Source organism: Stutzerimonas stutzeri (assembly GCF_009789555.1).
Classification (GTDB): domain Bacteria; phylum Pseudomonadota; class Gammaproteobacteria; order Pseudomonadales; family Pseudomonadaceae; genus Stutzerimonas; species Stutzerimonas stutzeri_R.
The window spans coordinates 864606-886109 of sequence record NZ_CP046902.1; the positions used below are offsets into that span (position 1 = coordinate 864606).

Here is a 21504-nt window from a genome sequence, read left to right on the forward strand (position 1 = left end):
ATCGCCAGTGCATGCCCCGGCCATCCGCGCCAACCGACCCAGGGGCGGGTTCATCCGAGGGTCTTGCGCGGCGCCAGCCCCAGTTGCGGCGCGCGTGCGAAGCGCTGCTTGAGCGTCATCGCCGGCGCCTCGACCAGATGCCAGGACAGGATGGCCAGCAGCAGGGTCGGCACGAGGCTGATGACGGTCAACCAGAAAACGCCGATCTCGTGCCCCAGCAGGTAAACGGTCAGTTGTTGAAACGGGAACGCGTAGATGTACATGCCGTAGGAGAAATCGCCGTACTTGCCGAACCGGGCAATCAGTGGAATCGGCGCATACGCGAGGTAGATCACCAGATAAGGCAGGGCGACCATGTAGACGTAGGGGCCGGCAGCGGTATGAAACGTGAGTACCAGCGCCGCGACGAACGCCGCCGCGATCCAGCCGCGCCAGGGTAGCGCCTCGCGGTAGAGAAAAATCGCGGCGCCGGTGTAATACAACAGCCCGAGCTTGAACAGATTGTTGATGAAGAACGACTCGATGCCGAGCCTCCCCAGCAGCCAGAAGTGGCCCAGGGCGAGGCCGGCGATCGGCAGGAAGATCAGGCGGCGTTTCAGCAATCCGGTCAGGCCCAGGACCAGGACACCCAGGTACATCATCACTTCGAGTGGCAGTGTCCACAGCGATCCGTTCACCACGTTCGGATAGATGTTCTGGCTGAACACCCCTGGCAATTCGAAGCGCGTCACGAGCAACAGGTTCTGCAGGTAGGTCCAGGTGATCGGGGACGCGAAATAGCCGCTCAGGGGACGCTCGGTGACCAGCGGGCCGATGACGAACACCGACAGCAGAACCGCCAGTATCAAGGCGGGAAAGACGCGCAGCGCCCGTTTGATCAGATAGCTTTTCGCGCTGCTGCTGTTCAGCCACGACGAGGTGATCAGGTAACCGCTGATCACGAAGAAGACCGCAACGGCGAATTCACCGCCATTCTCGTAGCCGGTCAGCCGCTCGATCGGCTCGTCCGGCCGTCGCCCGGTCAGCGGATAGCTGTGGACGAGCAGGACCAGCGTGGCGGCAAAGAATCTCAGGAAGTCGAAGTTGTTTTCGCGCGTAGACACTGCGCCTGGGTGGGCGGGCATCTTCACCTCCTTGTGGACACCGAAAAAACGGACTACCGCTTTGGTTTCGTTTGGCAGAAGCGAGGCGGAAAAATTCCCTGCCGTTCCGCTTTTTTTCCCGACGGCTGGCATGGAAGCACCGGTTCGATGCGGCATACTGTATATACAAACAGTAATCCAGAGGTCGCCATGCGCTCTCCTTCGAGCATCCCGCGCGGTCGCGGCACCGCGATCAATCCGGATAATCGTTTCGCCCCGACACGCAGCGAAGCCTATGACGATGGCTGGGAGCAGGACGTGCCGCCTACGCGTGCCACCGAGGTGCGTATCGAGACAGCCAAGACGGTGCTCACGCGCAACCAGTCGCCGGATGTCGGTTTCGATCGTTCGGTGAACCCTTATCGCGGCTGCGAGCACGGTTGCATCTATTGCTTCGCGCGGCCCAGCCATGCCTACTGGGATCTGTCGCCCGGGATCGATTTCGAGACGCGGTTGATCGCCAAGACCAACCTCGCCGAGCGTCTGGAGCAGGAATTGAGCAAGCCCGGTTATGTCCCGCAGCCCATCGCGCTGGGCGTCAATACCGATGCCTACCAGCCGCTCGAGCGCGAACAGCGGTTGACCCGCCAGGCGCTGGAAATCCTGCTTCGCTTCAAGCATCCCGTGCACATCATCACTAAAGGGTCGCTGGTGCTGCGCGACTTGGATCTGCTGATGCCACTGGCCGAGCAGCGACTGGTCAGCGTGTCGGTGAGCCTGACAACGCTGGACGACGAGCTCAAACGCATCATGGAGCCGCGTGCTGCATCGCCCTCGGCGCGGTTGCGAGTGCTGCGTACCCTGCACGAGGCGGGCGTGCCGGTCAGCGTGATGTGCGCGCCGATGATCCCGATGATCAACGACATGGAGCTGGAGCGCATGCTCGAAGCCGCGCGGGACGCCGGCGCGCGTTCGGCCGGCTACGTGTTGCTGCGCCTGCCGCATGAGGTCGCGGCCTTGTTCGACGACTGGCTGCAGGCGCATTTCCCCCAGCGTGCTGCCCATGTCATGAGCCTGGTGCGGCAATCGCGCGGCGGCAAGGACTACGACAGCCGCTTCGGCAGCCGCATGCGCGGCGAAGGTCAGTTCGCCCAGCTGCTGGCCCAACGCTTCCAACTGGCATGCAAACGGTTGGGATACAACCGCCGGGACCAGAATGACGGCCTCGATTGCAGCCGCTTCGCCCCGCCCGGCCAGCAGATGAGCCTGCTCTGAGCCGGCGGGCACAGGCGCTCGACGTTCCCTGCGGCGGCCGTTTGCGCCTGCACCGTAGGTCGGTTCGGACGCCGTGTCGCCTGGCGGGGCCATGCCGTGTCGGCGTTGCGATGGGCGAACAGGGAACTAACCCCGGCGGGCATGCCACCAATCCCTGTATTCCCACCGAGGAGGCATCGTGGATTGGATCGATCTGCTGCAATGGCCAGCCATGCTGGTCACGGTTCTCGCGGCGTGGCTGATCGGCTCGCTGAAGCCGAGACGTCGCACGGTGGGATTCTGGTGTTTTCTGCTGAGTAACCTGCTCTGGGTTATCTGGGGCTGGCACGCACAGGCCTGGGCGCTGATCACGTTGCAGGTGTGTCTGGCCCTTATGAATATCCGCGGTGTGAAGAAGAACGTGCGCCCCGCGGATGCAGAAGTCAGTGCCTGAATCCGACCGAATTGCCAGTCTTGGATCGCTGTCTATACTCCGATCGTAAGCGTACCGATTGAATCCGACTGCGCGTGCAGTGCGCGAGCTGGCTACCAGGAATTGGGGGGAGCCGGGTCGCAGCGTGGTCAGGCCGTCGAAACGAGCATCTGCTCCATTCGCGGCCGGACACAAGCAGTCGGCGGGATAACAAGAACCATAAGGGGAACCCGCAATGTCGCGACATCCACGAGTCTGGATGGGGATTGGGCTGTGGTCGCTATTCGGCCAGGCTCAAGCGGCCTGGGACGTGAATATGCGCTCCGGTGCCACGGACGTCAGTCGATCCGTGTTCGATCTGCACATGACCATCTTCTGGATCTGCGTGATCATCGGCGTGCTGGTGTTCGCGGCAATGTTCTGGTCGATGTTCGCCCACCGCCGCTCCAAGCGGCTGGAGTCGGCGAATTTCCATGAGAACACTCGGGTCGAGGTGCTCTGGACCATCATTCCTTTGCTGATCCTCATCGGTATGGCGATCCCGGCGACCCGCACGCTGATCCACATCTACGACGCGTCCGAGTCGGATGTGGATATCCAGATCACAGGCTATCAGTGGAAGTGGCACTACAAGTACCTGGGCGAGGACGTCGAGTTCTTCAGCAACCTCACCACGCCGCGAGACCAGATCAACAACCTCGAGCCCAAGGGCGAGCATTACCTGCTGGAAGTGGACGAGCCGCTGGTGATTCCGGTGGGCGCCAAGGTGCGCTTCCTGATCACCGCAGCGGACGTCATCCACTCCTGGTGGGTGCCGGACCTTGCGGTGAAGAAGGACGCCATACCGGGTTTCATCAACGAATCCTGGACCCGCATCGACGAGCCCGGGATCTACCGTGGGCAGTGCACCGAGCTGTGCGGCAAGGACCACGGCTTCATGCCGGTGGTCGTCGAGGTCAAGTCACAGGATGACTACGCCGCCTGGCTCGGCGAGAAGAAGGCAGAGGCGGCCAAGCTGGCCGAGCTGACCAGCAAGGAGTGGACGCTCGAGGAGTTGGTGGCGCGCGGCGAGACGGTTTACCAGACCACCTGCGCATCCTGTCACCAGCCCACGGGCGAGGGCCTGCCACCGATGTTCCCGGCGCTCAAGGGCTCGCCGATCGCCACCGGGGAGGCAGAAGACCACATCAGCATCGTCGTCAAGGGCTCGCCGGGCACGTCGATGCCGGCTTTCGGTCCGCAACTCTCGGAGGTCGACCTGGCTGCTGTGATCACCTACGAGCGCAACGCCTGGGGCAACGACAAGGGCGATATGGTCACGCCGAAAGACGTGCTCGACTTCAAACAGGCCGAAGAAGCCAGTCAATAGGGGTAGGCAGCGATGAGTGCAGTGATCGACGATCATGGTCATGTCGGGCATGACCATCACCATGGCCCAGCCAAGGGGCTGTCCCGCTGGCTATTGACCACCAACCACAAGGACATCGGCTCGATGTACCTGTGGTTCAGCTTCTGCGCCTTCCTGCTGGGCGGCTCGATGGCGATGGTGATCCGCGCCGAGCTGTTCCAGCCGGGATTGCAGATCGTGCAGCCCGAATTCTTCAACCAGATGACCACCATGCATGGCCTGATCATGGTCTTCGGTGCGGTGATGCCGGCGTTCGTCGGCCTGGCCAACTGGATGATTCCGTTGATGATCGGCGCGCCGGACATGGCGCTGCCGCGTATGAACAACTTCAGCTTCTGGCTGCTGCCGGCCGCGTTCGGGCTATTGGTTTCGACCTTGTTCATGGAAGGCGGCGGGCCGAACTTCGGCTGGACGTTCTATGCGCCGCTGTCGACCACCTACGCGCCGGAGTCGGTGACCTTTTTCATCTTCGCCATCCACCTGATGGGCATCAGCTCGATCATGGGCGCGATCAACGTGGTCGCCACCGTGCTCAACCTGCGCGCGCCGGGCATGACCCTGATGAAGATGCCATTGTTCGTCTGGACCTGGCTGATCACCGCTTTCCTGCTGATCGCGGTGATGCCCGTGCTGGCCGGTGTGGTGACCATGATGCTGATGGACATCCACTTCGGCACCAGTTTCTTCAGCGCCGCGGGCGGCGGTGACCCGGTGCTGTTCCAGCATGTGTTCTGGTTCTTCGGCCATCCGGAGGTATACATCATGATCCTGCCGGCGTTCGGCGCGGTCAGTTCGATCATCCCGGCGTTCAGCCGCAAGCCGTTGTTTGGCTACACCTCCATGGTCTATGCCACCGGAGCCATCGCCTTTCTCTCGTTCATCGTCTGGTCGCACCACATGTTCACCGTCGGCATCCCGCTGGTGGGCGAGCTGTTCTTCATGTACGCGACCATGCTGATCGCGGTGCCGACCGGCGTGAAGGTGTTCAACTGGGTGTCGACCATGTGGCGCGGCTCGCTGACCTTCGAAGCGCCCATGCTGTTCGCGGTGGCCTTCGTCATTTTGTTCACCATCGGCGGATTTTCCGGCCTGATGCTGGCCATCGCGCCGGCCGATTTCCAATACCACGACACCTATTTCGTGGTGGCGCACTTCCACTATGTGCTAGTGCCGGGAGCGATCTTCGGCATCTTCGCCTCGGCCTATTACTGGTTGCCCAAGTGGACCGGGCACATGTACGACGAAACCCTGGCCAAGCTGCACTTCTGGATGAGTTTCGTCGGCATGAACCTCGCGTTCTTCCCGATGCATTTCGTCGGCCTGGCGGGCATGCCGCGGCGTATCCCGGACTACAACATGATGTTCGCCAACTTCAACATGGTGTCCAGTATCGGCGCCTTCATGTTCGGTGCCACCCAGCTGTTGTTCCTGTTCATCGTCATCAAGTGCATCCGTGGCGGTCCCGCGGCGCCCGCCAAGCCCTGGGACGGTGCAGAAGGCCTGGAGTGGAGCGTGCCGTCGCCCGCGCCGTACCACACCTTCAGCGTTCCGCCGGACATGCATACCCTGCATGAGCACCGGACGGGACCGAAGCATGACTAGCCCGTCGGATTCGAGGAGGCGCCATGAACACTGAGTTGCCGCTGGGCCGCCTGGTTCGTCGACTGCTGCTGGTCGTCGTGGCGATGTTCGCGTTCGGCTTCGCGCTGGTGCCGATCTATGACGTGATGTGCAAGGCCTTTGGCATCAACGGCAAGACGGCCGGCGCCTATGACGGCGTGCAGATCGCGGACGAGGCTCGCGAAGTGCGGGTCCAGTTCCTCGCCACGAATGCCGCCGGGATGGTCTGGGAGTTCAAGCCGGCGGCCGATCAGCTCAGCGTGAATCCCGGTGCCAGCCGCGAGATGCGCTTCGTCGCCTATAACCCCACGGACAAGCCGATGACCGCGCAGGCGGTGCCCAGCGTGTCGCCGGCCAAGGCAGCGGCCTACTTCCACAAGACCGAGTGCTTCTGCTTTACCCAACAGGTTCTGCAACCCGGTGAACGCATCGAGATGCCGGTGCGCTTCATCGTCGACCGTGATCTGCCTGCGGATGTGCGTCACCTGACGCTCGCGTACACCCTGTTCGACATCACGTCTCGCCAACCGCCCGTCGCCGTCGTTGATCGGGCGTCCCGGGTGGTGGCCAAGGAGAGTCTGCAATGAGCCAACAGACCACCCCGCATGAGAATTACTACGTTCCTGCCCAGAGCAAATGGCCGATCGTCGGGACGGTGGCGCTGCTCACGACCGTCTATGGCTTGGGCACCTGGTTCAACGACCTCAAGGCTGATCGTGCCGAGTCCAATGGGCCGCTGATCTTTTTCATCGGCGGTCTGCTGATCGCCTACATGATGTTCGGCTGGTTCGGCTCGGTGGTGCGTGAAGGCCGCGCCGGGCTGTATAGCGCGCAGATGGACCGCTCGTTCCGCTGGGGCATGAGCTGGTTCATTTTCTCGGAAGTGATGTTCTTCCTGGCCTTCTTCGGCGTCCTGTTCTACATCCGCTACTGGGTCGGTCCGTGGCTCGATGGTGACGGCGCCAAGGGCGTCAGCGGAATGCTCTGGCCGAACTTCGAGTACACATGGCCACTGCTGAACAATCCCGATCCCAAGCTGTACCCGGCGCCGGAGGGCACCATCAGCCCCTGGGGATTGCCGTTGATCAACACGATTCTGCTGGTCTCCTCCAGCTTCACCTTGACCTGGGCGCATCACGCCCTGCGCAAGGGAAACCGCCAGCAGCTCAAGATGGGGTTGGGTGTCACCGTGCTGCTGGGCGTGATCTTCCTGATCCTGCAGATCGAAGAGTACGTACACGCCTACACCGAGCTTGGCTTGACCCTCGGTTCGGGAATCTATGGCGCGACATTCTTCATGCTGACCGGCTTTCACGGTGCCCACGTGACCATGGGCGCGATCATCCTGACAGTGATGCTGGTGCGCAGCTTTCGCGGCCATTTCACACCCGAACAGCACTTCGGTTTCGAGGCCGCAGCCTGGTACTGGCACTTCGTCGATGTGGTGTGGATCGGCCTGTTCGTATTCGTCTACGTACTCTAGCGCACCGCTCAGGCACCGAACCCCGGGTGTAGCTGCCCGGTATGGAAGCCCCAGGCGATCAGGGCGACGGTCAGCGCGGTCAGGGTGACGCGCACGAAGAGGGCGGTGACCAGGCGTGAGGTACGACCCTCGTCCTTGACCAGGAAGAACAGGCCACTGAACAGACTGACCAGCGTGGCCACTAATAACAGAACGATCGCCGCCTTGAGCATGAGCGAGTCCGTAGCAGGGGAAGTGGGGGTGCAGTATAGCCAGCCGTATCGATATGCCGTGGGGCGTGGCATGAACCGATTCAAGCCCGGCCTGCTGCCGACCCTGGTGGTCCTGACAGTGCTGCCGCTGCTCGTCTGGCTGGGCTTCTGGCAGCTGGAACGGGGCGAGCAGAAGCGCGACATGCTGGCCCGCCAGGAAGCGCGACAACAGGCCGAGCCCGTGGGCCCGGACCAGATCGAGCGCCTCGAGGATCCCGCCTACAGCCGTATCCATCTGCAGGGCAGTTTCGATGCCGAGCACAGCTTTCTGCTCGACAGCCGCACCCGCGACGGACAGGTCGGCGTGGAGCTGTTGCAGCCCTTTCAGGATCAGCCCAGCGGTCGTTGGGTGCTGCTCAACCGTGGCTGGATTCCCTGGCCGGATCGGCGAATCCCGCCGAAGTTCGACACCCCGGATCGTCCGTTGAAGTTGTCTGCGTGGGTCTATGCGCCGTCCGGAAAACCGTTTCTGCTCAACCGTCGCATGGCCGAGGGCTGGCCGCGGCTGCTCAATCATGTCGAGGTCGACGCGCTCTGGAAGTTGCTCGGGCGTGATGGGGTCGAATACGAACTGCGCCTTGAAGCCGGCCCGGCGGCATACCGGACAGACTGGCCGATCACCAGCATGCGACCGCAGCAGCATCTGGGCTATGCCGTTCAATGGTTTGCGCTGGCAGCGGCATTGCTGGCGCTGTTCATCTACTTCGGCGTGCATCAGGCACGAGGGAGCACCCAGTGACCGCAATGAATCCAACCTTCGAACCCGCACAACCGCAACGACGCCGTGGTCGGCTGCAACTGCTGCTGATCGTGGCTGTGGTGATCGGCCCGATGCTGCTGGCCGCTGCGATGTATCGCTTCGGCTTCTGGGTACCGGAGACGCGCAGCTACGATGGCGTGCTGGTGGCGACCGGGCAGGGCCGTGAAGCGCTGGGAATCGGGGTGCCAGCCACGGCCGAACCGCGCTGGGAACTGCTGGTCACCGCACCGCAAGGCTGCGCCGAGGACTGCCAGCAACTGGTCTATCTGGCGCGGCAGATCAACATCGGCCTGGCCCGTGAGTCCGGCCGTGCCAGCCATGCACTGGCGAGCGGGCAGGCACTGAGCGCTGACTACGACCAACGCCTCCAGCGCGAATACCCACAACTACAACGCTATGAGCTGGACCCGGTGGCCTATGCGCGCAACCCGGAGGCACCCGGTGGCGCCCAATTATGGATCGTCGACCCGCACGGCAATCTGGTGCTGCGCTACGACGCCAAGGCGAACGGCAAGGCGATTCTCGATGATCTCAAATACCTCCTGAAAATCTCCCAGATTGGTTGATCCCAGGCACTTGGCCGTCTCGCTGGAGTCCTAACGAGGCTGCCCAAGGAGAACCCGATGGCAAAACCCGGATACCGCCTCGCCCTCGTCGCTACGCTGTTGACCGTTGTGGTCGTGCTGCTGGGCGCCTATACGCGGCTGACCCACGCCGGTCTCGGTTGTCCGGATTGGCCCGGCTGTTACGGTTTTCTCAGCGTGCCGATGAGCGAAGACAAGCAGCATCTGGCCGCGCTGCGCTTTCCCGATGCGCCGCTGGAAGTGAACAAGGGTTGGAACGAGATGGTGCACCGCTACTTTGCCGGTGCCCTGGGCGTGGTGATCCTCGCGCTTGCGGTGCAGGCGCTGCGCCGGCGCGCGCAACCGGATCAGCCGGTCGGGCTGCCGCTGTTGCTGCTGGCGGTGGTCGTCACTCAGGCGGCGTTCGGCATGTGGACGGTGACCCTGCAACTCTGGCCGCAGGTGGTGACGGCGCATCTGCTGGGCGGATTCACCACCTTGAGCCTGTTGTTCCTGCTTTGCCTGCGTTTGTCGGGGCACCAGCCTGCCCTGGCTCCGATACCGGCTTGGGTCAGACGGTTCGCGGCAGTCGCGCTTTTGGCGGTGATTGCGCAGATCACCCTCGGCGGCTGGGTCAGCAGCAATTACGCGGCGGTCGCCTGCACCGATTTCCCGACGTGCCACGGGCGCTGGTGGCCGGACATGGATTTCGCCAATGCATTCAACCTGACCCACCACGATATCGGCCCCAACTACCTGGGCGGCATGCTTTATGGCGAGGCGCGCACCGCCATCCATGTCACTCACCGCCTCGGCGCACTGGTCGTCACGGCATTGCTGCTGGCGTTGAGCTGGCAGCTCTGGCGCAACGGGCTGTCGCGGCTCGCCGGGCTGTTGCTGGCGGCGTTGGCGCTGCAGGTCGGGCTGGGCATCAGCAACGTCCTGCTGAACCTGCCCCTGGCTGTTGCCGTCGCCCACAACGGCGGCGGTGCGTTGCTGCTGCTGGTGACCGTGCTGATCAACCATCGCCTTTACCTGAGCCGTCGGCACGCTGCCACGGCGGGCGACCCGGCGCGCTCGAACGCGAACACGATGGGCGGGCTCGACCTGCCCCGCGCATGACCCTAAGGAGAACCCCATGGCCACACTACTCAGCGAACGCAGCGCCCGGGTCAGCTGGCGCGACTACCTGGAACTGACCAAGCCGAAGGTGGTGCTGCTGATGCTCATCACATCGTTGGTGGGCATGTTTCTCGCAACGCGCGCAGGGGTTCCCTGGACCGTACTGGTGTTCGGCAACCTCGGCATCGCGCTTTGCGCTGGCGGCGCGGCGGCGGTTAATCACGTGGTGGATCGGCGTATCGACTCGGTGATGGCGCGCACCCACAAGAGGCCGTTGGCCGAAGGGCGTGTATCGCCGGCTTCGGCCTTGCTGTTCGCGCTGCTGCTGAGCGTTGCCGGCATGGGATTGCTGCTGGTGTTCACCAACGCGCTGGCCGCCTGGCTGACGCTGGCGTCGCTGATCGGCTATGCGGTCATTTATACCGGTTTTCTCAAGCGTGCAACGCCGCAGAACATCGTCATCGGCGGTCTGGCCGGGGCGGCGCCACCGCTGCTCGGTTGGGTCGCGGTGACCGGGCAGGTGACCGCCGAGCCGCTCTTGCTGGTATTGATCATCTTCGCCTGGACGCCGCCACACTTCTGGGCGCTGGCGATTCATCGCAAGGCCGAGTACGCCAAGGTCAACGTACCCATGCTGCCGGTGACCCATGGCGAGCACTACACTAAGGTGCATATCCTGCTGTACACCGGCGTGTTGCTGGCGGTGAGCTTTATGCCGTTCGCCATCCACATGAGCGGCCCGCTGTACCTGGCGGCAGCTGTGCTACTGGGCGCGCGCTTCCTGTACTGGACGCTCGTGCTGTACCGGGACAGCCGCCCCCATGCGGCCATCAAGACATTCAAATTCAGCATCTGGTATCTGTTCGCGCTGTTCATCGCGCTGCTGGTTGATCATTATCTGCTGTTGAATATCTAGTGGCCGCGCCCGCGCGTCTGGCCGGCCTGACCCCGTCATTACAGGAATTCCATGACCCGCATTCAGAACACCGTCTTCATTCTCGTGGCGCTGGTTGCGCTGGTCATTGGCCTGACGGTCTACAAGGTGCTCAATAGCGCGCAACCGCTCGATACGGCCGAGCTGCTCGATGCCGGCATCGTCATGCTGCCCCAGGGGCGGGACATGCCGGAGCTGACACTGACCAACCAGGACGGCGAGGCGATGGCGCTGAAGCAGCTCGAAGGCCGCTGGAGCCTGCTGTTCTTCGGCTATACGTTCTGCCCCGATATCTGCCCGGCCACGCTCGCCGAGCTGCGGCAACTGCGCGGCATGCTGCCTGAAGAGGCGTTGCCGCGGGTGCAGCCGATCCTGGTCAGCGTCGATCCGGAGCGCGACACGCCCGAGCAGTTGAAGAAATACCTGGATTACTTCGGTGCCGGGTTCATCGGCCTGACGGGGCCGCTGGACGATATCCAGACCCTGGCCAACGCAGCCGGCGTGCCGTTCATCCCTGGCGACACCTCGAAAGAAAACTACACCGTCGACCACGGCGGCAACCTGGCGCTGATCGGGCCGGACGGCCGTCTGCGCGGGTTCATCCGCGCTCCGCTTCGCACCGAGAAGCTTGCCACGCAATTGCCGGCGGTACTGGCGCTGGAGTAACCCGTGCGGCAATGGCGGGGCCGATCCGAAGCGCGGAGCGCTGCGTCATGAAAAAGGCCCGCACATGGCGGGCCTTGGTGTTGCCGGGCTGACGATCAGAACGCCGGGACGACGGCGCCCTGGTACTTCTCGCTGATGAACTGCTTCACTTCGTCGCTGTGCAGGGCCTGGGCGAGCTTCTGCATGGCATCGCTGTCCTTGTTGTCCGGACGGGCAACAAGGATGTTCACGTAGGGCGAGTCGCTGCCTTCGATGTACAGCGCGTCTTCGGTGGGGTTGAGCTTGGCTTCCAGCGCGTAGTTGGTGTTGATCAACGCCAGGTCGACCTGGGTCAGTACGCGCGGCAGGGTGGCGGCTTCCAGCTCACGGATCTTGATGTGCTTTGGATTTTCGGCGATGTCTTTCGGCGTCGCGGTGATGCCCGCACCGTCCTTGAGGGTGATCACGCCGGCCTTGGCCAGCAGCAACAACGCCCGGCCGCCGTTGGTGGCGTCGTTGGGGATGACCACGGTGGCACCGTCTGGCAACTCGTCCAGCGACTTCAGTTCACTCGAATAAGCGCCGAAAGGCTCGATGTGCACGCCGGCGACGCTGACCAGCTCGGTGCCCTTGCCCTTGTTGAATTCATCGAGGTAGGGCTGATGCTGGAAGAAGTTGGCATCCAGGCGCTTCTCGGCGACCTGGACGTTGGGCTGCACGTAGTCGGTGAATACTTTCACCTTGAGGTCGACGCCCTGCTGGGCCAGCTGGGGTTTGACGAACTCGAGTATTTCCGCGTGCGGAACGGCGGTGGCGGCGACGTTCAGCTCGTCGGCGGCCTGGGCGGAGAACGCCGCAACAGCGGCAAAGGCGGCAAGCAGTTTTTTCATGGAAAGCTCCTGTCTGATTCGACGAACATCTGTGATTGGAAACATCGCGAGCGATGGCTCGCCAGACCCGCTCGTTTCCTGCCGGTTAGGCCGTTATTTACGAGAAAAATGAGTGACCAGTTTGTCACCGACGCTCTGCAGTACCTGCACCAGCACCAGCAACAGGATTACGGTGACTACCATAACGTCGGTCTGGAAGCGCTGATAGCCGAAGCGGATCGCGAGATCGCCAAGACCGCCCGCACCGACCACCCCGGCCATCGCGGTGTAGGACACCAGCGTAATGGCCGTCACGGTAATCGCGGCAATGATGCCCGGGCGCGCCTCGGGCAGCAGTGCATTGAAGATGATCTGCCGGGTGCTGGCGCCCATCGCCTGGGTCGCTTCGATGATGCCGCGATCGACCTCGCGCAGGGCGGTTTCCACCAGCCGCGCGAAGAACGGCGCGGCGCCCACCACCAGCGGCGGGATCGCTCCGGCGACGCCCAGCGAGGTGCCGGTGATCAACACCGTGAAGGGAATCATCACGATCAGCAGAATGATGAACGGCAACGAACGCAGCACGTTGACCACGAACGAAAGGAAGGCGTACAGCGGGCCATTTTCGAACAGCTGACGCGGGCCGGTGAGGAACAGCAGCACGCCCAGCGGCAGGCCCAACAGGATGGTGAACAACAGCGAGCCACCGAGCATCAGCAGGGTGTCGAGGGTCGCCAGCCAGATTTCGTACCAGTCGACGTTTGCCAGCAGGGCTTCCATCAGCGCAGTACCTCCACATGCACGTCAGCGGCATCCAGACGGGCCAGCGCGGCGGCCATGTCGCCGCCGACCAGCGCCAGGGTCAACTGGCCGTAGGGGGTGTCCTTGATTCGGTCGATGCGCCCGGAAAGGATGCTGAAATCGACCCCGGTTTCGCGCGCGACAGTGCCCAGCAGCGGCTTGTAGGTGGCCTCGCCCTGGAACGTCAGGCGCAGAATACGGCCCGGTACATGCGCGAAGTCGTCGCGCTGTTCGCTTTCGTCGACGGCCTCGTCTTCGAGAACGAAGCGCTGTGTGGTGGGATGCTGGGGGTGCAGGAAGACCTCGGTCACCGGCCCTTGCTCGACGATTTCGCCGCCGTCCATCACCGCCACGCGATCACAGACGCGGCGGATCACGTCCATTTCGTGGGTAATCAGGACGATGGTCAGCTTCAGCTCGCGATTGATTTCGGCCAGCAGTTGCAGCACCGAGGCGGTGGTCTGCGGGTCGAGCGCGCTGGTGGCTTCGTCGCAGAGCAGAATGTCCGGCTCGGTGGCCAGTGCCCGGGCGATGCCGACGCGCTGCTTCTGCCCACCCGACAGCTGCGCCGGGTATTTGCGGGCGTGCTCCTTGAGGCCGACGCGCTCGAGCAGGGCGGCCACGCGGCTATCGATCTCGCTGCGTGAATAGCTGCCGGCCAGGCGCAACGGCATGGCGACGTTGTCGGCCACGGTCTTGGACATCAGCAGGTTGAAGTGCTGGAAGATCATCCCGACACGTTGGCGAAAACGCCGCAGGCCGTCGGCGTCCAGTGCGGTGACATCCTCGCCGTTGACCAGGATGCGTCCGCCCGAGGGTTCTTCCAGGCGGTTGATCAGGCGCAGCAGCGTACTCTTGCCAGCACCGGAGTGGCCGATCAGGCCAAACACTTCCCCGGCGCCGATCTCCAGCTGCGTCGGCTTGAGCGCGGGAATCTCGCGGCCGGCATCGCGGCGGTCGGTGCTCCGGTAGGTCTTATGGACTTGGTGAAATTCGATCACGGGCGAACCTTGTGGGTGCGTCGTCAAACAGCCGGATGATTCGGCCAAAGGTAGGCATTCTACGCGTTTGCGGCCCGTCGGCGTAGCGAAGCTGGCAGGTTTCGAGACGCGCCACCGGAGCGTGGCCCCAGCGCGGCCCGGCTATCGAGCGTTGCGCGGTCGAATCCTGGCGCGACGGGTTTCGCACGTATCAGGCGTTTTGCAGCTCACGCCAATGCAGGTAGCAGCGCAGGTCGAACTCGGTTTGCGCATAGCCCGGCATCATGTGCTCGCAGAGCTTGTAGAAGGCGCGGTTGTGATCGCTTTCGCGCAGGTGCGCCAGCTCGTGGACGACGATCATCTGCAGGAATTCGGGCGCCGCTTCCTTGAACAGGGCGGCGACGCGGATCTCCTTCTTCGCCTTGAGCTTGCCGCCCTGGACCCGCGATACGGCAGTGTGCAGGCCGAGCGCGCGGTGGGTCAGGTCCAGGCGGTTGTCATACAGCACCTTGTCGATGCCGGGTGCGTTTTTCAGATGGGCCTGTCGCAACTGCTGGACGTAGCCGTACAGTGCCTTGTCGCTCTGTACCTGATGACGCTGCGGGTAGCGACGCTGGAGGTAGTCGCCCAGCCGCCCATCGGCGATCAATTGACGGACCTGTTGCAGCAAGGGGTCCGGGTAACCTTGCAGATAACGCAGGGAGGCGGCGCTGTTCATGTCTGTCTGCCTTGGAGTCGCTGAAGGGGTCGAGCCGGCTGCGATCGCCCGGTGTCAGCCCGGGCGGCGGCGCCAGGCGAAGCTCAGCAGGAACAGCGCGGCCGCCGACACCACGATCGAAGGCCCTGCCGGCGTATCCTTGAACCAGGACAGCGTCAGCCCCATGCAGACCGCCAGCAGGCCCAGCATGCTGGCGCCAGCGGCCATCTGCTCCGGCGTGCGGGCGTGGCGCTGGACCGCCGCGGCCGGAATGATCAACAACGAAGTGATCAGCAGAACGCCGACGATCTTCATCGCCACGGCGATGACCATGGCGATCAGCAGCATCAGCGCCAGCCGGATGGCCGCGACCGGCAGCCCTTCCACCCTCGCCAGCTCTTCGTGCACGGTCACCGCCAGCAAGGGTCGCCACAACGGTATCAGGGCCAGCAGCACCAGCGCGCTGCCACCGACGATCCAGGCCAGATCGGTCGGGCTGACCGCCAGCAGGTCACCGAACAGGTAACCCATCAGATCGATGCGGACGTCCTGCATGAAGCTCAGCGATACCAGGCCGAGGGACAGGGTGCTGTGCGCGAGGATGCCGAGCAGGGTGTCCGAAGCCAGCGGCTGGCGTTGCTGCAGCGTGACCAGCAGAACGGCCAGCAGCACGCAGCACACGATGACCGTCAGGGTCAGGTTGACCTCCAGCATCAGGCCGAGCGCCACGCCAAGCAGCGCGGAGTGCGAAAGGGTATCGCCGAAATAGGCCATGCGCCGCCACACTACGAATGAGCCGAGCGGGCCGGCCACCAGCGCCAGCGCAAGGCCGGCAAGCAACGCGTTGAGAAGAAAGTCGGGCATATCTGAAGCCTATCGATACCTCGGTACGTGCCGCGCAGACGCAGCGAATGGCGCGGTCAGGCGTGGGGCGCAAGGCCTGATATCAGGCCCCGCGCCTGGGATGGTTGGCGTCGCCTGCCGCGTAACCGTTCCGGATGGGCTGGTTCGGACGAAGCGCAGCATTGTTCATCGCATTCCTTGGACCACAACGGTCTTTTCCTCTTCCCTGGCCACACGGCAAGGCCGGCCCCGTCGAGGGCGCATCGAAACACCGACCGGCCCGTCAATGCTTGCAGCCGGGACCGTGAACATGGGATTTGCCGGTCACCACGCTGCCGTGCAGGTCATGGCTATGGTCGTGCTGGTGGTGATAGACCGCGAGGCTGCGTGCGTCCTGGCCGAACAGCTCGACGAAGGCCGGATCGGTGCTGACCTGCTCCGGATGGCCTGAGCAGCACACGTGGCGATTCAGGCAGACCACCTGATCGGTGGCGCTCATCACCAGGTGCAGATCATGGGACACCATCAGCACGCCGCAACCGTAGCGTTCACGCAGTCGGCCAATCAATCGGTAGAGCTCGGCCTGCCCGGCGACATCGACGCCCTGGACCGGCTCGTCCAGCACCAGCAGCTCCGGCTTGCGCAGCAGTGCGCGGGCCAGCAGCACGCGCTGCATCTCGCCACCCGATACGGACTGCAGCGGGCTGTCGATCACCTGCTCGGCGCCAACTTCCTCCAGCGCCGCCAGGGCGCCGGCGCGATCCACGCCAGGGACCAGGCGCAGAAAGCGCAGCACCGAGAGCGGCAGGGTCGGATCGACATGAAGCTTCTGCGGCATATAGCCGACCCGCAGCTTCGGCTTGCGCCAGACCGTCCCGCTGTCTGGCTTCAACAAGCCGAGCACGGCGCGTACCAGCGTGGTCTTGCCGGCCCCGTTAGGGCCGATCAGGGTAACGATCTCGCCGCAATGCACGCGCAGGTCGGCCCCTTCGAGCACCACCTGCTTGGCGAAATGCACATGGATATCATCCAGGCGGATCAGCGCCTCGCTCATGCCGCGCTCCGGCATATGGCGCAAAGGCCGACCACTTCCACCGTCTGGCCTTCTACCTGGAAATCGACGCTGCGCGCCGCGTGGTCGATGGCTGCGCTGACAGTGGCCTGCTCCAGCTCGATGGCGGTGTGACAGTTGCGGCAAATGAGAAACTGCCCTTGGTGAGGATGCTCCGGATGGTTGCAACCGATGAAGGCATTGAGCGAGGCAATGCGGTGGACAAGCCCGTTCTCCAGGAGAAAATCCAGCGCTCGATAAACGGTCGGCGGTGCGGCGCGGCGGCCGTCCTGAGTGCTCAGCTCGGCAAGAATGTCGTAGGCACCGAGCGGCTTGTGGCTTTGCCAGACCAGTTCGAGCACGCGTTTGCGCAAGGTAGTCAGGCGCACGCCGGCGCGTTCGCAAAGCGTATCGGCTTCCGCCAGCGCGCTGCTGACGCAGTGACGGTGGTCATGGGGGGTACAGGCCAGCGGTGTGTTCGACATGGGCAGCGAGACGAGGTAGCACAGAGACGTTATTATGTTACCCATTCAGTCCAGCCGAGTGTTGCCCGTGTTCCGTCTTTTTTCATTGCCATTGCTGTTGACCGCCTTCTTCCTGGGTAGCGCGCCCGCCCGCGCAGAGGTGAATCTGCTGGCCAGTATCAAGCCGCTGCAACTGATTGCCGCGGCCGTTCAGCAGGGTGTCGACGAACCCCAGGTGTTGCTTCCGGCTGGCGCCTCGGCCCATCACTACGCCCTGCGACCATCCGACGTACGGCACATTCGCAGCGCCGACCTGTTTTACTGGATCGGACCGGATATGGAAGGTTTCCTGGAGCCGATGCTCAACGGGCGCAAAGGGCCGACCCTCGCCGTGCAGTCTCTGCCCGGATTGACGCTGCGTCATTTCGGCGGCGGACACGCCGATTCCCATCAGGATGAACACCACGACGACCACGCAAGCGATGACCCGCATGCGGGCCACGACGACCACGCACACGGGGCGCACGCCGGGCATGAAGCCCATGACGCGCCCGCAGCGGCGGGCCACGCCGGGCACGATCACGCCCACCGTCCAGGCAGTCTCGACGCGCACCTCTGGCTGCTGCCGGCGAATGCTGGAATCATCGCCGCCCGGATGGCCGAAGACCTGGCCGCCGCCGATCCGGCCAATGCGCCGCGCTATCGCGCCAACCTCGAGGCGTTCAGCCAGCGCCTGGAGGCCCTCGATTCGCGGCTGCGCAAGCGGCTGGGCGCGGTCAGCAGCCAGCCCTTTTTCGTGTTCCACGAGGCCTACGACTATTTCGAGGCGGCCTATGGCCTCGAGCACACCGGCGTATTCAGTGCCGGTGGCGAGGCCCAGCCCGGCGCCCGGCACGTGGCCGACATGCGCCAGCGTCTGGAACAGGCCGGCCCGAGTTGCGTATTCCATGAGCCACCGATGCGCCCGCGCCTGGCCGATAGCCTTGTCCGAGGCCTGCCGGCCAAGGTGGCCGAACTGGACCCCATGGGGCATGGCGTCGAGACCGATGCGACGGGTTACGAGCAACTGATCGAAAATCTGGGGACCGCTCTTGCCGAGTGCCTGGAGTCGCTCTAGCGGCCGGTAGCCAACGGGCGGCTGCACCCTCGTTAGCCGCCCGGCAGTGAGCGGAGTCGGCGCCTCCAGCGATCCGGAATGCGGGTTTTCTATGCGTCGGTAACAGCTGATTGATATCTGTCATGGAAGCTTTCGATGCTCTTGGCATAAGCTTCGTGCTTCGGTTTCCCCACCATCGACACGAGGATGCGCAGCGCATGGCGAAGACGGACGGGCCCATCGCGGCAGAGAGCAGAAGCACTTCCGGCATCGCCTTGCAGGCAGCCTCCGAAGATATCTGGGCGCAGAAGTACCGCCTGACCAGCAAGGACGGCGCCCCGATCGACGACAGCGTCGATGCGACCTGGCAACGGGTGGCGCGCGCGCTGGCCGAGGTCGAGCCGACCGAGCAGCGCGAGCAGTGGTATGAGCGCTTTCTCTGGGCGCTGCGCAATGGGGCCATTCCCGCCGGACGGATCATTTCCAATGCCGGCGCGCAGGACTACAAGCCGGCCACCTCGACCATCAACTGCACCGTGTCGGGCACCATCACCGATTCGATGGACGATATCCTCGGCAAGGTCCACGAGGCCGGGCTGACGCTCAAGGCCGGCTGCGGCATCGGCTACGAGTTCAGCACGCTGCGTCCGCGCGGCTCCTTCGTCTCGGGGGCCGGCGCGCATACCAGCGGGCCTCTCTCGTTCATGGATATCTTCGACAAGATGTGCTTCACCGTCAGCTCCGCGGGCGGTCGGCGCGGGGCGCAGATGGGCACCTTCGACGTGGGCCATCCCGATGTGCGCGAATTCATCCGCGCCAAGCGCGAGGACGGTCGGCTGCGTCAGTTCAACCTCAGTCTGCTGATCACCGATGAGTTCATGCAGGCGGTCGAGGGTGACGCCGACTGGCCGCTGGTCTTCCCGTTGCACCTGAAGGAGAAGGCCGAGCTCGACCTCGACGATCCAGCGCAAGTGGTCTGGCGCGAGTGGCCGAGCCACGACGGGTACATCGTCCGCAAGGACGGCCTGGTGGCCTGCAAGATCTACGGTCGGGTCAAGGCGCGGCACCTGTGGGACATGATCATGGTCTCCACGTACGACTACGCCGAGCCGGGATTCATCCTCGTCGACCGCGTCAATCAGCTGAACAACAACTGGTGGTGCGAAGCGATCCGCGCCACCAATCCCTGTGGCGAACAACCGCTGCCGCCCTATGGCTCCTGCCTGCTGGGCTCGATCAACCTGACCCGCTTCGTGGTCGATCCGTTCGGCGTCGATGCCCGCTTCGACTGGGACAAGTATCGCGAAGTGGTGCGCCTGTTCACCCGCATGCTCGACAACGTGGTGGAGATCAACGGCTTGCCGCTGGAACAGCAGCGCCACGAGATCGAGAGTAAACGCCGCCACGGCATGGGCTTCCTGGGCCTGGGCTCGGCGCTGACGTTGCTCAAGCTGCGTTACGGCAGTCCCGAAGCCTGCGTGTTCACCGAAGAAGTCGCGCGTGAAATGGCGCTGGTTGGCTGGGAAGTCGCCCTTGAGCTGTCGAAGGAAAAAGGCCCGGCGCCACTGCTGACCGAAACCTTCGAAGTGACCGCCGAGATGCTGCGTAAACGCCCGGAGATGAAGAAAGACGGTTACAAGATCGGTGACCAGGTGCCGGGACGCGTATTGCACGCCAGGTATTCGCGCTACATGCAGCGGGTTGCCGAGTACGCCCCCGAACTCATCGACCAGTTGGCCGAGCAGGGCGCGCGTTTCACCCACCACAGCTCTATCGCACCCACCGGCACCATCAGCCTGAGCCTGGCCAATAACGCCTCCAACGGCATCGAACCGAGTTTCGCGCATCACTACTCGCGCAACCTGATTCGTCCCGGACGCAAGGCCAAGGAAAAGATCGAGGTGTTCAGCTATGAGTTGCTGGCCTATCGCACCCTGATCAATTCCAGGGCGCAGCCGGGTTCGAGCGACCCGGCGCAGCAGCTGCCGGACTATTTCATCACAGCCGACGACATCACCCCGACGCAACATGTCGACATTCAGGCGGCTGCGCAGAAGTGGGTTGACTCGTCGATTTCCAAGACCGCCAACGTACCCACGGACTACCCGTTCGAGGCGTTCAAGGACATTTACCGTTATGCCTGGCGGCAGGGCCTGAAGGGCTGCACCACGTTCCGCTTCAACCCGGCGGCCTTCCAGGGCGTGCTGGTCAAGGAAGCGGACCTGGAAAAGACCCTGTACCGCTTCATCCTCGAGGATGGCAGCGTGGTCGAGCTCAAAGGCAATGAAGAAGTCGAATACGACGGCGAGGTCAATTCCGCCGCCAACCTGTTCGACGCCCTCAAAGAAGGCTATTACGGCAAGTATTGAGCCCCGACTGATAGCCGGGCGACAGGTGTCGCCCGGACGGAGAACCTGTAATGACCGTCAAGATTACCCAGCGCATCAAGGGCTTCAAGGTTGTCGACGAAACGCTCGAACGCCCAGCCGTAGCGGCTGACAGCAACACCCACAGCGCGAGCAAGGCCACCGTCGTGGAAATGGACGAAAGCCTGCAACGCCCGGAAACGCTGATCGGCATGACCTACAAGATCAAATCGCCATTGTTCGAGCATGCGCTCTACGTGACCATCAACGACGTTGTGCTCAATGCGGGCACCCCGCACGAGCAGCGCCGACCGTTCGAGATTTTCATCAACTCCAAGAACATGGATCACTTCCAGTGGATCGTCGCGCTTACGCGGATCATGTCGGCGGTGTTCCGCAAGGGCGGCGACTGCACCTTCCTCGTGGAGGAACTCAAAGCGGTGTTCGACCCGCGTGGTGGTTATCTGAAGAAGGGTGGCATCTATATGCCGTCCATCGTCGCTGAGATTGGCGGCGTGCTGGAGCGTCACCTGATTGCCATCGGCATGCTCGAAGGCCATGCGCTGGACGAAACCCAGCTGAAATACCTGGCCGAGAAGCGCGCCGCCTACGAGGCCAGCCAGGGTGCGGTGGCGGTGGAGCCGGGCGAAGGCTTTCCGGCAGGCGCGCAATTGTGCAACAAGTGCAACACCCAGGCCGTGGTGCAGATGGATGGCTGCGCCACCTGCCTCAATTGCGGCAACTCGAAGTGCGGCTGATCGCAGGCGTGCAAGCCTGAAGTC

23 protein-coding genes are annotated in these 21504 nt (G+C 63.5%); 14 read left to right on the forward strand and 9 right to left on the reverse strand.

Going from position 1 to position 21504, the window contains the following annotated elements; genetic code table 11:
• Window positions 1–50: 50 nt before the first annotated feature.
• Complete coding sequence (locus GQA94_RS03930) at window positions 51–1124, reverse strand: acyltransferase family protein (RefSeq protein ID WP_158186841.1); 1074 nt, start codon at window positions 1122–1124, stop codon at window positions 51–53.
• A gap of 168 nt (window positions 1125–1292) precedes the next feature.
• Here GQA94_RS03930 and GQA94_RS03935 point away from each other — a divergent pair, with 168 nt between their 5' ends.
• The 6 genes from GQA94_RS03935 (at window position 1293) to GQA94_RS03960 (ending at window position 7280) form a co-directional block, all read left to right on the forward strand.
• Window positions 1293–2357, forward strand: coding sequence for a PA0069 family radical SAM protein (locus tag GQA94_RS03935; RefSeq protein ID WP_158186842.1), 1065 nt, complete (start codon window positions 1293–1295; stop codon window positions 2355–2357).
• Between the two features lie 178 nt (window positions 2358–2535).
• The gene (locus GQA94_RS03940; protein ID WP_158186843.1) at window positions 2536–2790 is read left to right on the forward strand and encodes a hypothetical protein; all 255 of its coding nucleotides are present in this window, start codon (window positions 2536–2538) and stop codon (window positions 2788–2790) included.
• A gap of 214 nt (window positions 2791–3004) precedes the next feature.
• Window positions 3005–4138, forward strand: coding sequence for a cytochrome c oxidase subunit II (gene coxB / locus GQA94_RS03945; RefSeq protein ID WP_158186844.1), 1134 nt, complete (start codon window positions 3005–3007; stop codon window positions 4136–4138).
• A 12-nt stretch (window positions 4139–4150) separates the two neighbouring features.
• Entirely contained in the window at window positions 4151–5779 is a 1629-nt protein-coding gene (gene ctaD, locus GQA94_RS03950; protein ID WP_158186845.1) for a cytochrome c oxidase subunit I, read from the forward strand.
• A 23-nt stretch (window positions 5780–5802) separates the two neighbouring features.
• A complete protein-coding gene (locus tag GQA94_RS03955) occupies window positions 5803–6384 on the forward strand; it encodes a cytochrome c oxidase assembly protein (RefSeq protein WP_158186846.1) in 582 nt (193 codons plus the stop codon).
• The gene (locus GQA94_RS03960) at window positions 6381–7280 is read left to right on the forward strand and encodes a cytochrome c oxidase subunit 3 (protein ID WP_158186847.1); all 900 of its coding nucleotides are present in this window, start codon (window positions 6381–6383) and stop codon (window positions 7278–7280) included. The genes GQA94_RS03955 and GQA94_RS03960 overlap by 4 nt, the downstream gene beginning before the upstream one ends.
• Before the next feature lie 8 nt (window positions 7281–7288).
• Here the strand turns inward: GQA94_RS03960 and GQA94_RS03965 are convergent, their stop codons facing one another.
• Window positions 7289–7492, reverse strand: a complete 204-nt coding sequence (locus tag GQA94_RS03965) for a twin transmembrane helix small protein (RefSeq protein ID WP_158186848.1) — start codon at window positions 7490–7492, stop codon at window positions 7289–7291.
• A 70-nt stretch (window positions 7493–7562) separates the two neighbouring features.
• On the opposite strand from GQA94_RS03965, the gene GQA94_RS03970 reads away from it, so the two are divergent.
• The 5 genes from GQA94_RS03970 to GQA94_RS03990 are packed head-to-tail and all read left to right on the forward strand — an operon-like array spanning window position 7563 to window position 11576.
• The gene (locus tag GQA94_RS03970) at window positions 7563–8270 is read left to right on the forward strand and encodes an SURF1 family protein (RefSeq protein ID WP_158186849.1); all 708 of its coding nucleotides are present in this window, start codon (window positions 7563–7565) and stop codon (window positions 8268–8270) included.
• A gap of 5 nt (window positions 8271–8275) precedes the next feature.
• The gene (locus GQA94_RS03975) at window positions 8276–8857 is read left to right on the forward strand and encodes a hypothetical protein (protein ID WP_158190020.1); all 582 of its coding nucleotides are present in this window, start codon (window positions 8276–8278) and stop codon (window positions 8855–8857) included.
• A 57-nt stretch (window positions 8858–8914) separates the two neighbouring features.
• Window positions 8915–9976: a COX15/CtaA family protein gene (locus tag GQA94_RS03980; protein ID WP_158186850.1), complete on the forward strand. Its 1062-nt coding sequence runs from the start codon at window positions 8915–8917 to the stop codon at window positions 9974–9976.
• 16 nt (window positions 9977–9992) lie between these two features.
• Window positions 9993–10892 carry a heme o synthase gene (gene cyoE / locus GQA94_RS03985; protein ID WP_158186851.1) on the forward strand — a complete coding sequence of 300 codons (900 nt, stop codon included), beginning with the start codon at window positions 9993–9995 and terminating at the stop codon, window positions 10890–10892.
• 51 nt (window positions 10893–10943) lie between these two features.
• On the forward strand, window positions 10944–11576 hold the full coding sequence (locus GQA94_RS03990; RefSeq protein WP_158186852.1) for an SCO family protein: 633 nt from the start codon (window positions 10944–10946) through the stop codon (window positions 11574–11576).
• A 95-nt stretch (window positions 11577–11671) separates the two neighbouring features.
• Here the strand turns inward: GQA94_RS03990 and GQA94_RS03995 are convergent, their stop codons facing one another.
• The 7 genes from GQA94_RS03995 to zur form a co-directional block, all read right to left on the reverse strand.
• Window positions 11672–12445: a MetQ/NlpA family ABC transporter substrate-binding protein gene (locus GQA94_RS03995; RefSeq protein ID WP_158186853.1), complete on the reverse strand. Its 774-nt coding sequence runs from the start codon at window positions 12443–12445 to the stop codon at window positions 11672–11674.
• Window positions 12446–12538: 93 nt separating this feature from the next.
• Window positions 12539–13204 carry a methionine ABC transporter permease gene (locus GQA94_RS04000; protein WP_158186854.1) on the reverse strand — a complete coding sequence of 222 codons (666 nt, stop codon included), beginning with the start codon at window positions 13202–13204 and terminating at the stop codon, window positions 12539–12541.
• Window positions 13204–14226 (reverse strand): methionine ABC transporter ATP-binding protein, encoded by a 1023-nt coding sequence (locus tag GQA94_RS04005; protein ID WP_158186855.1) that lies wholly within the window; start codon window positions 14224–14226, stop codon window positions 13204–13206. The genes GQA94_RS04000 and GQA94_RS04005 overlap by 1 nt, the downstream gene beginning before the upstream one ends.
• 190 nt (window positions 14227–14416) lie before the next feature.
• Window positions 14417–14923 carry a M48 family metallopeptidase gene (locus tag GQA94_RS04010; protein WP_158186856.1) on the reverse strand — a complete coding sequence of 169 codons (507 nt, stop codon included), beginning with the start codon at window positions 14921–14923 and terminating at the stop codon, window positions 14417–14419.
• Between the two features lie 54 nt (window positions 14924–14977).
• Complete coding sequence (znuB, locus tag GQA94_RS04015; protein WP_158186857.1) at window positions 14978–15766, reverse strand: zinc ABC transporter permease subunit ZnuB; 789 nt, start codon at window positions 15764–15766, stop codon at window positions 14978–14980.
• A 262-nt stretch (window positions 15767–16028) separates the two neighbouring features.
• Window positions 16029–16799: a zinc ABC transporter ATP-binding protein ZnuC gene (znuC, locus tag GQA94_RS04020; RefSeq protein ID WP_158186858.1), complete on the reverse strand. Its 771-nt coding sequence runs from the start codon at window positions 16797–16799 to the stop codon at window positions 16029–16031.
• Window positions 16796–17281 (reverse strand): zinc uptake transcriptional repressor Zur, encoded by a 486-nt coding sequence (gene zur / locus GQA94_RS04025; protein WP_158190021.1) that lies wholly within the window; start codon window positions 17279–17281, stop codon window positions 16796–16798. The genes znuC and zur overlap by 4 nt, the downstream gene beginning before the upstream one ends.
• Window positions 17282–17348: 67 nt before the next feature.
• Here zur and GQA94_RS04030 point away from each other — a divergent pair, with 67 nt between their 5' ends.
• From GQA94_RS04030 to GQA94_RS04040, 3 genes are all read left to right on the forward strand, one after another.
• Window positions 17349–18377 carry a zinc ABC transporter substrate-binding protein gene (locus GQA94_RS04030; RefSeq protein WP_233270215.1) on the forward strand — a complete coding sequence of 343 codons (1029 nt, stop codon included), beginning with the start codon at window positions 17349–17351 and terminating at the stop codon, window positions 18375–18377.
• A 197-nt stretch (window positions 18378–18574) separates the two neighbouring features.
• Window positions 18575–20725, forward strand: coding sequence for an adenosylcobalamin-dependent ribonucleoside-diphosphate reductase (locus GQA94_RS04035; protein ID WP_158186860.1), 2151 nt, complete (start codon window positions 18575–18577; stop codon window positions 20723–20725).
• Between the two features lie 50 nt (window positions 20726–20775).
• Window positions 20776–21480, forward strand: coding sequence for an NrdJb (locus tag GQA94_RS04040; protein ID WP_158186861.1), 705 nt, complete (start codon window positions 20776–20778; stop codon window positions 21478–21480).
• Window positions 21481–21504 lie beyond the last annotated feature (24 nt).

What these genes read in the sequence shown, in the direction of transcription:
- GQA94_RS03980 (WP_158186850.1), top strand. Translation starts at nt 8,915, where the DNA reads ATGGCAAAACCCGGATACCGCCTCGCCCTCGTCGCTACGCTGTTGACC.
- GQA94_RS04000 (WP_158186854.1), bottom strand. Translation starts at nt 13,204, where the DNA reads ATGGAAGCCCTGCTGGCAAACGTCGACTGGTACGAAATCTGGCTGGCG.
- GQA94_RS03930 (WP_158186841.1), bottom strand. Translation starts at nt 1,124, where the DNA reads ATGCCCGCCCACCCAGGCGCAGTGTCTACGCGCGAAAACAACTTCGAC.
- GQA94_RS04035 (WP_158186860.1), top strand. Translation starts at nt 18,575, where the DNA reads ATGGCGAAGACGGACGGGCCCATCGCGGCAGAGAGCAGAAGCACTTCC.
- GQA94_RS03955 (WP_158186846.1), top strand. Translation starts at nt 5,803, where the DNA reads ATGAACACTGAGTTGCCGCTGGGCCGCCTGGTTCGTCGACTGCTGCTG.
- coxB (WP_158186844.1), top strand. Translation starts at nt 3,005, where the DNA reads ATGTCGCGACATCCACGAGTCTGGATGGGGATTGGGCTGTGGTCGCTA.
- GQA94_RS03995 (WP_158186853.1), bottom strand. Translation starts at nt 12,445, where the DNA reads ATGAAAAAACTGCTTGCCGCCTTTGCCGCTGTTGCGGCGTTCTCCGCC.
- GQA94_RS03935 (WP_158186842.1), top strand. Translation starts at nt 1,293, where the DNA reads ATGCGCTCTCCTTCGAGCATCCCGCGCGGTCGCGGCACCGCGATCAAT.
- cyoE (WP_158186851.1), top strand. Translation starts at nt 9,993, where the DNA reads ATGGCCACACTACTCAGCGAACGCAGCGCCCGGGTCAGCTGGCGCGAC.
- znuB (WP_158186857.1), bottom strand. Translation starts at nt 15,766, where the DNA reads ATGCCCGACTTTCTTCTCAACGCGTTGCTTGCCGGCCTTGCGCTGGCG.
- GQA94_RS03965 (WP_158186848.1), bottom strand. Translation starts at nt 7,492, where the DNA reads ATGCTCAAGGCGGCGATCGTTCTGTTATTAGTGGCCACGCTGGTCAGT.
- GQA94_RS03990 (WP_158186852.1), top strand. Translation starts at nt 10,944, where the DNA reads ATGACCCGCATTCAGAACACCGTCTTCATTCTCGTGGCGCTGGTTGCG.
- GQA94_RS03970 (WP_158186849.1), top strand. Translation starts at nt 7,563, where the DNA reads ATGAACCGATTCAAGCCCGGCCTGCTGCCGACCCTGGTGGTCCTGACA.
- GQA94_RS03960 (WP_158186847.1), top strand. Translation starts at nt 6,381, where the DNA reads ATGAGCCAACAGACCACCCCGCATGAGAATTACTACGTTCCTGCCCAG.
- zur (WP_158190021.1), bottom strand. Translation starts at nt 17,281, where the DNA reads ATGTCGAACACACCGCTGGCCTGTACCCCCCATGACCACCGTCACTGC.
- GQA94_RS04040 (WP_158186861.1), top strand. Translation starts at nt 20,776, where the DNA reads ATGACCGTCAAGATTACCCAGCGCATCAAGGGCTTCAAGGTTGTCGAC.
- GQA94_RS04010 (WP_158186856.1), bottom strand. Translation starts at nt 14,923, where the DNA reads ATGAACAGCGCCGCCTCCCTGCGTTATCTGCAAGGTTACCCGGACCCC.
- ctaD (WP_158186845.1), top strand. Translation starts at nt 4,151, where the DNA reads ATGAGTGCAGTGATCGACGATCATGGTCATGTCGGGCATGACCATCAC.
- GQA94_RS03975 (WP_158190020.1), top strand. Translation starts at nt 8,276, where the DNA reads ATGAATCCAACCTTCGAACCCGCACAACCGCAACGACGCCGTGGTCGG.
- znuC (WP_158186858.1), bottom strand. Translation starts at nt 16,799, where the DNA reads ATGAGCGAGGCGCTGATCCGCCTGGATGATATCCATGTGCATTTCGCC.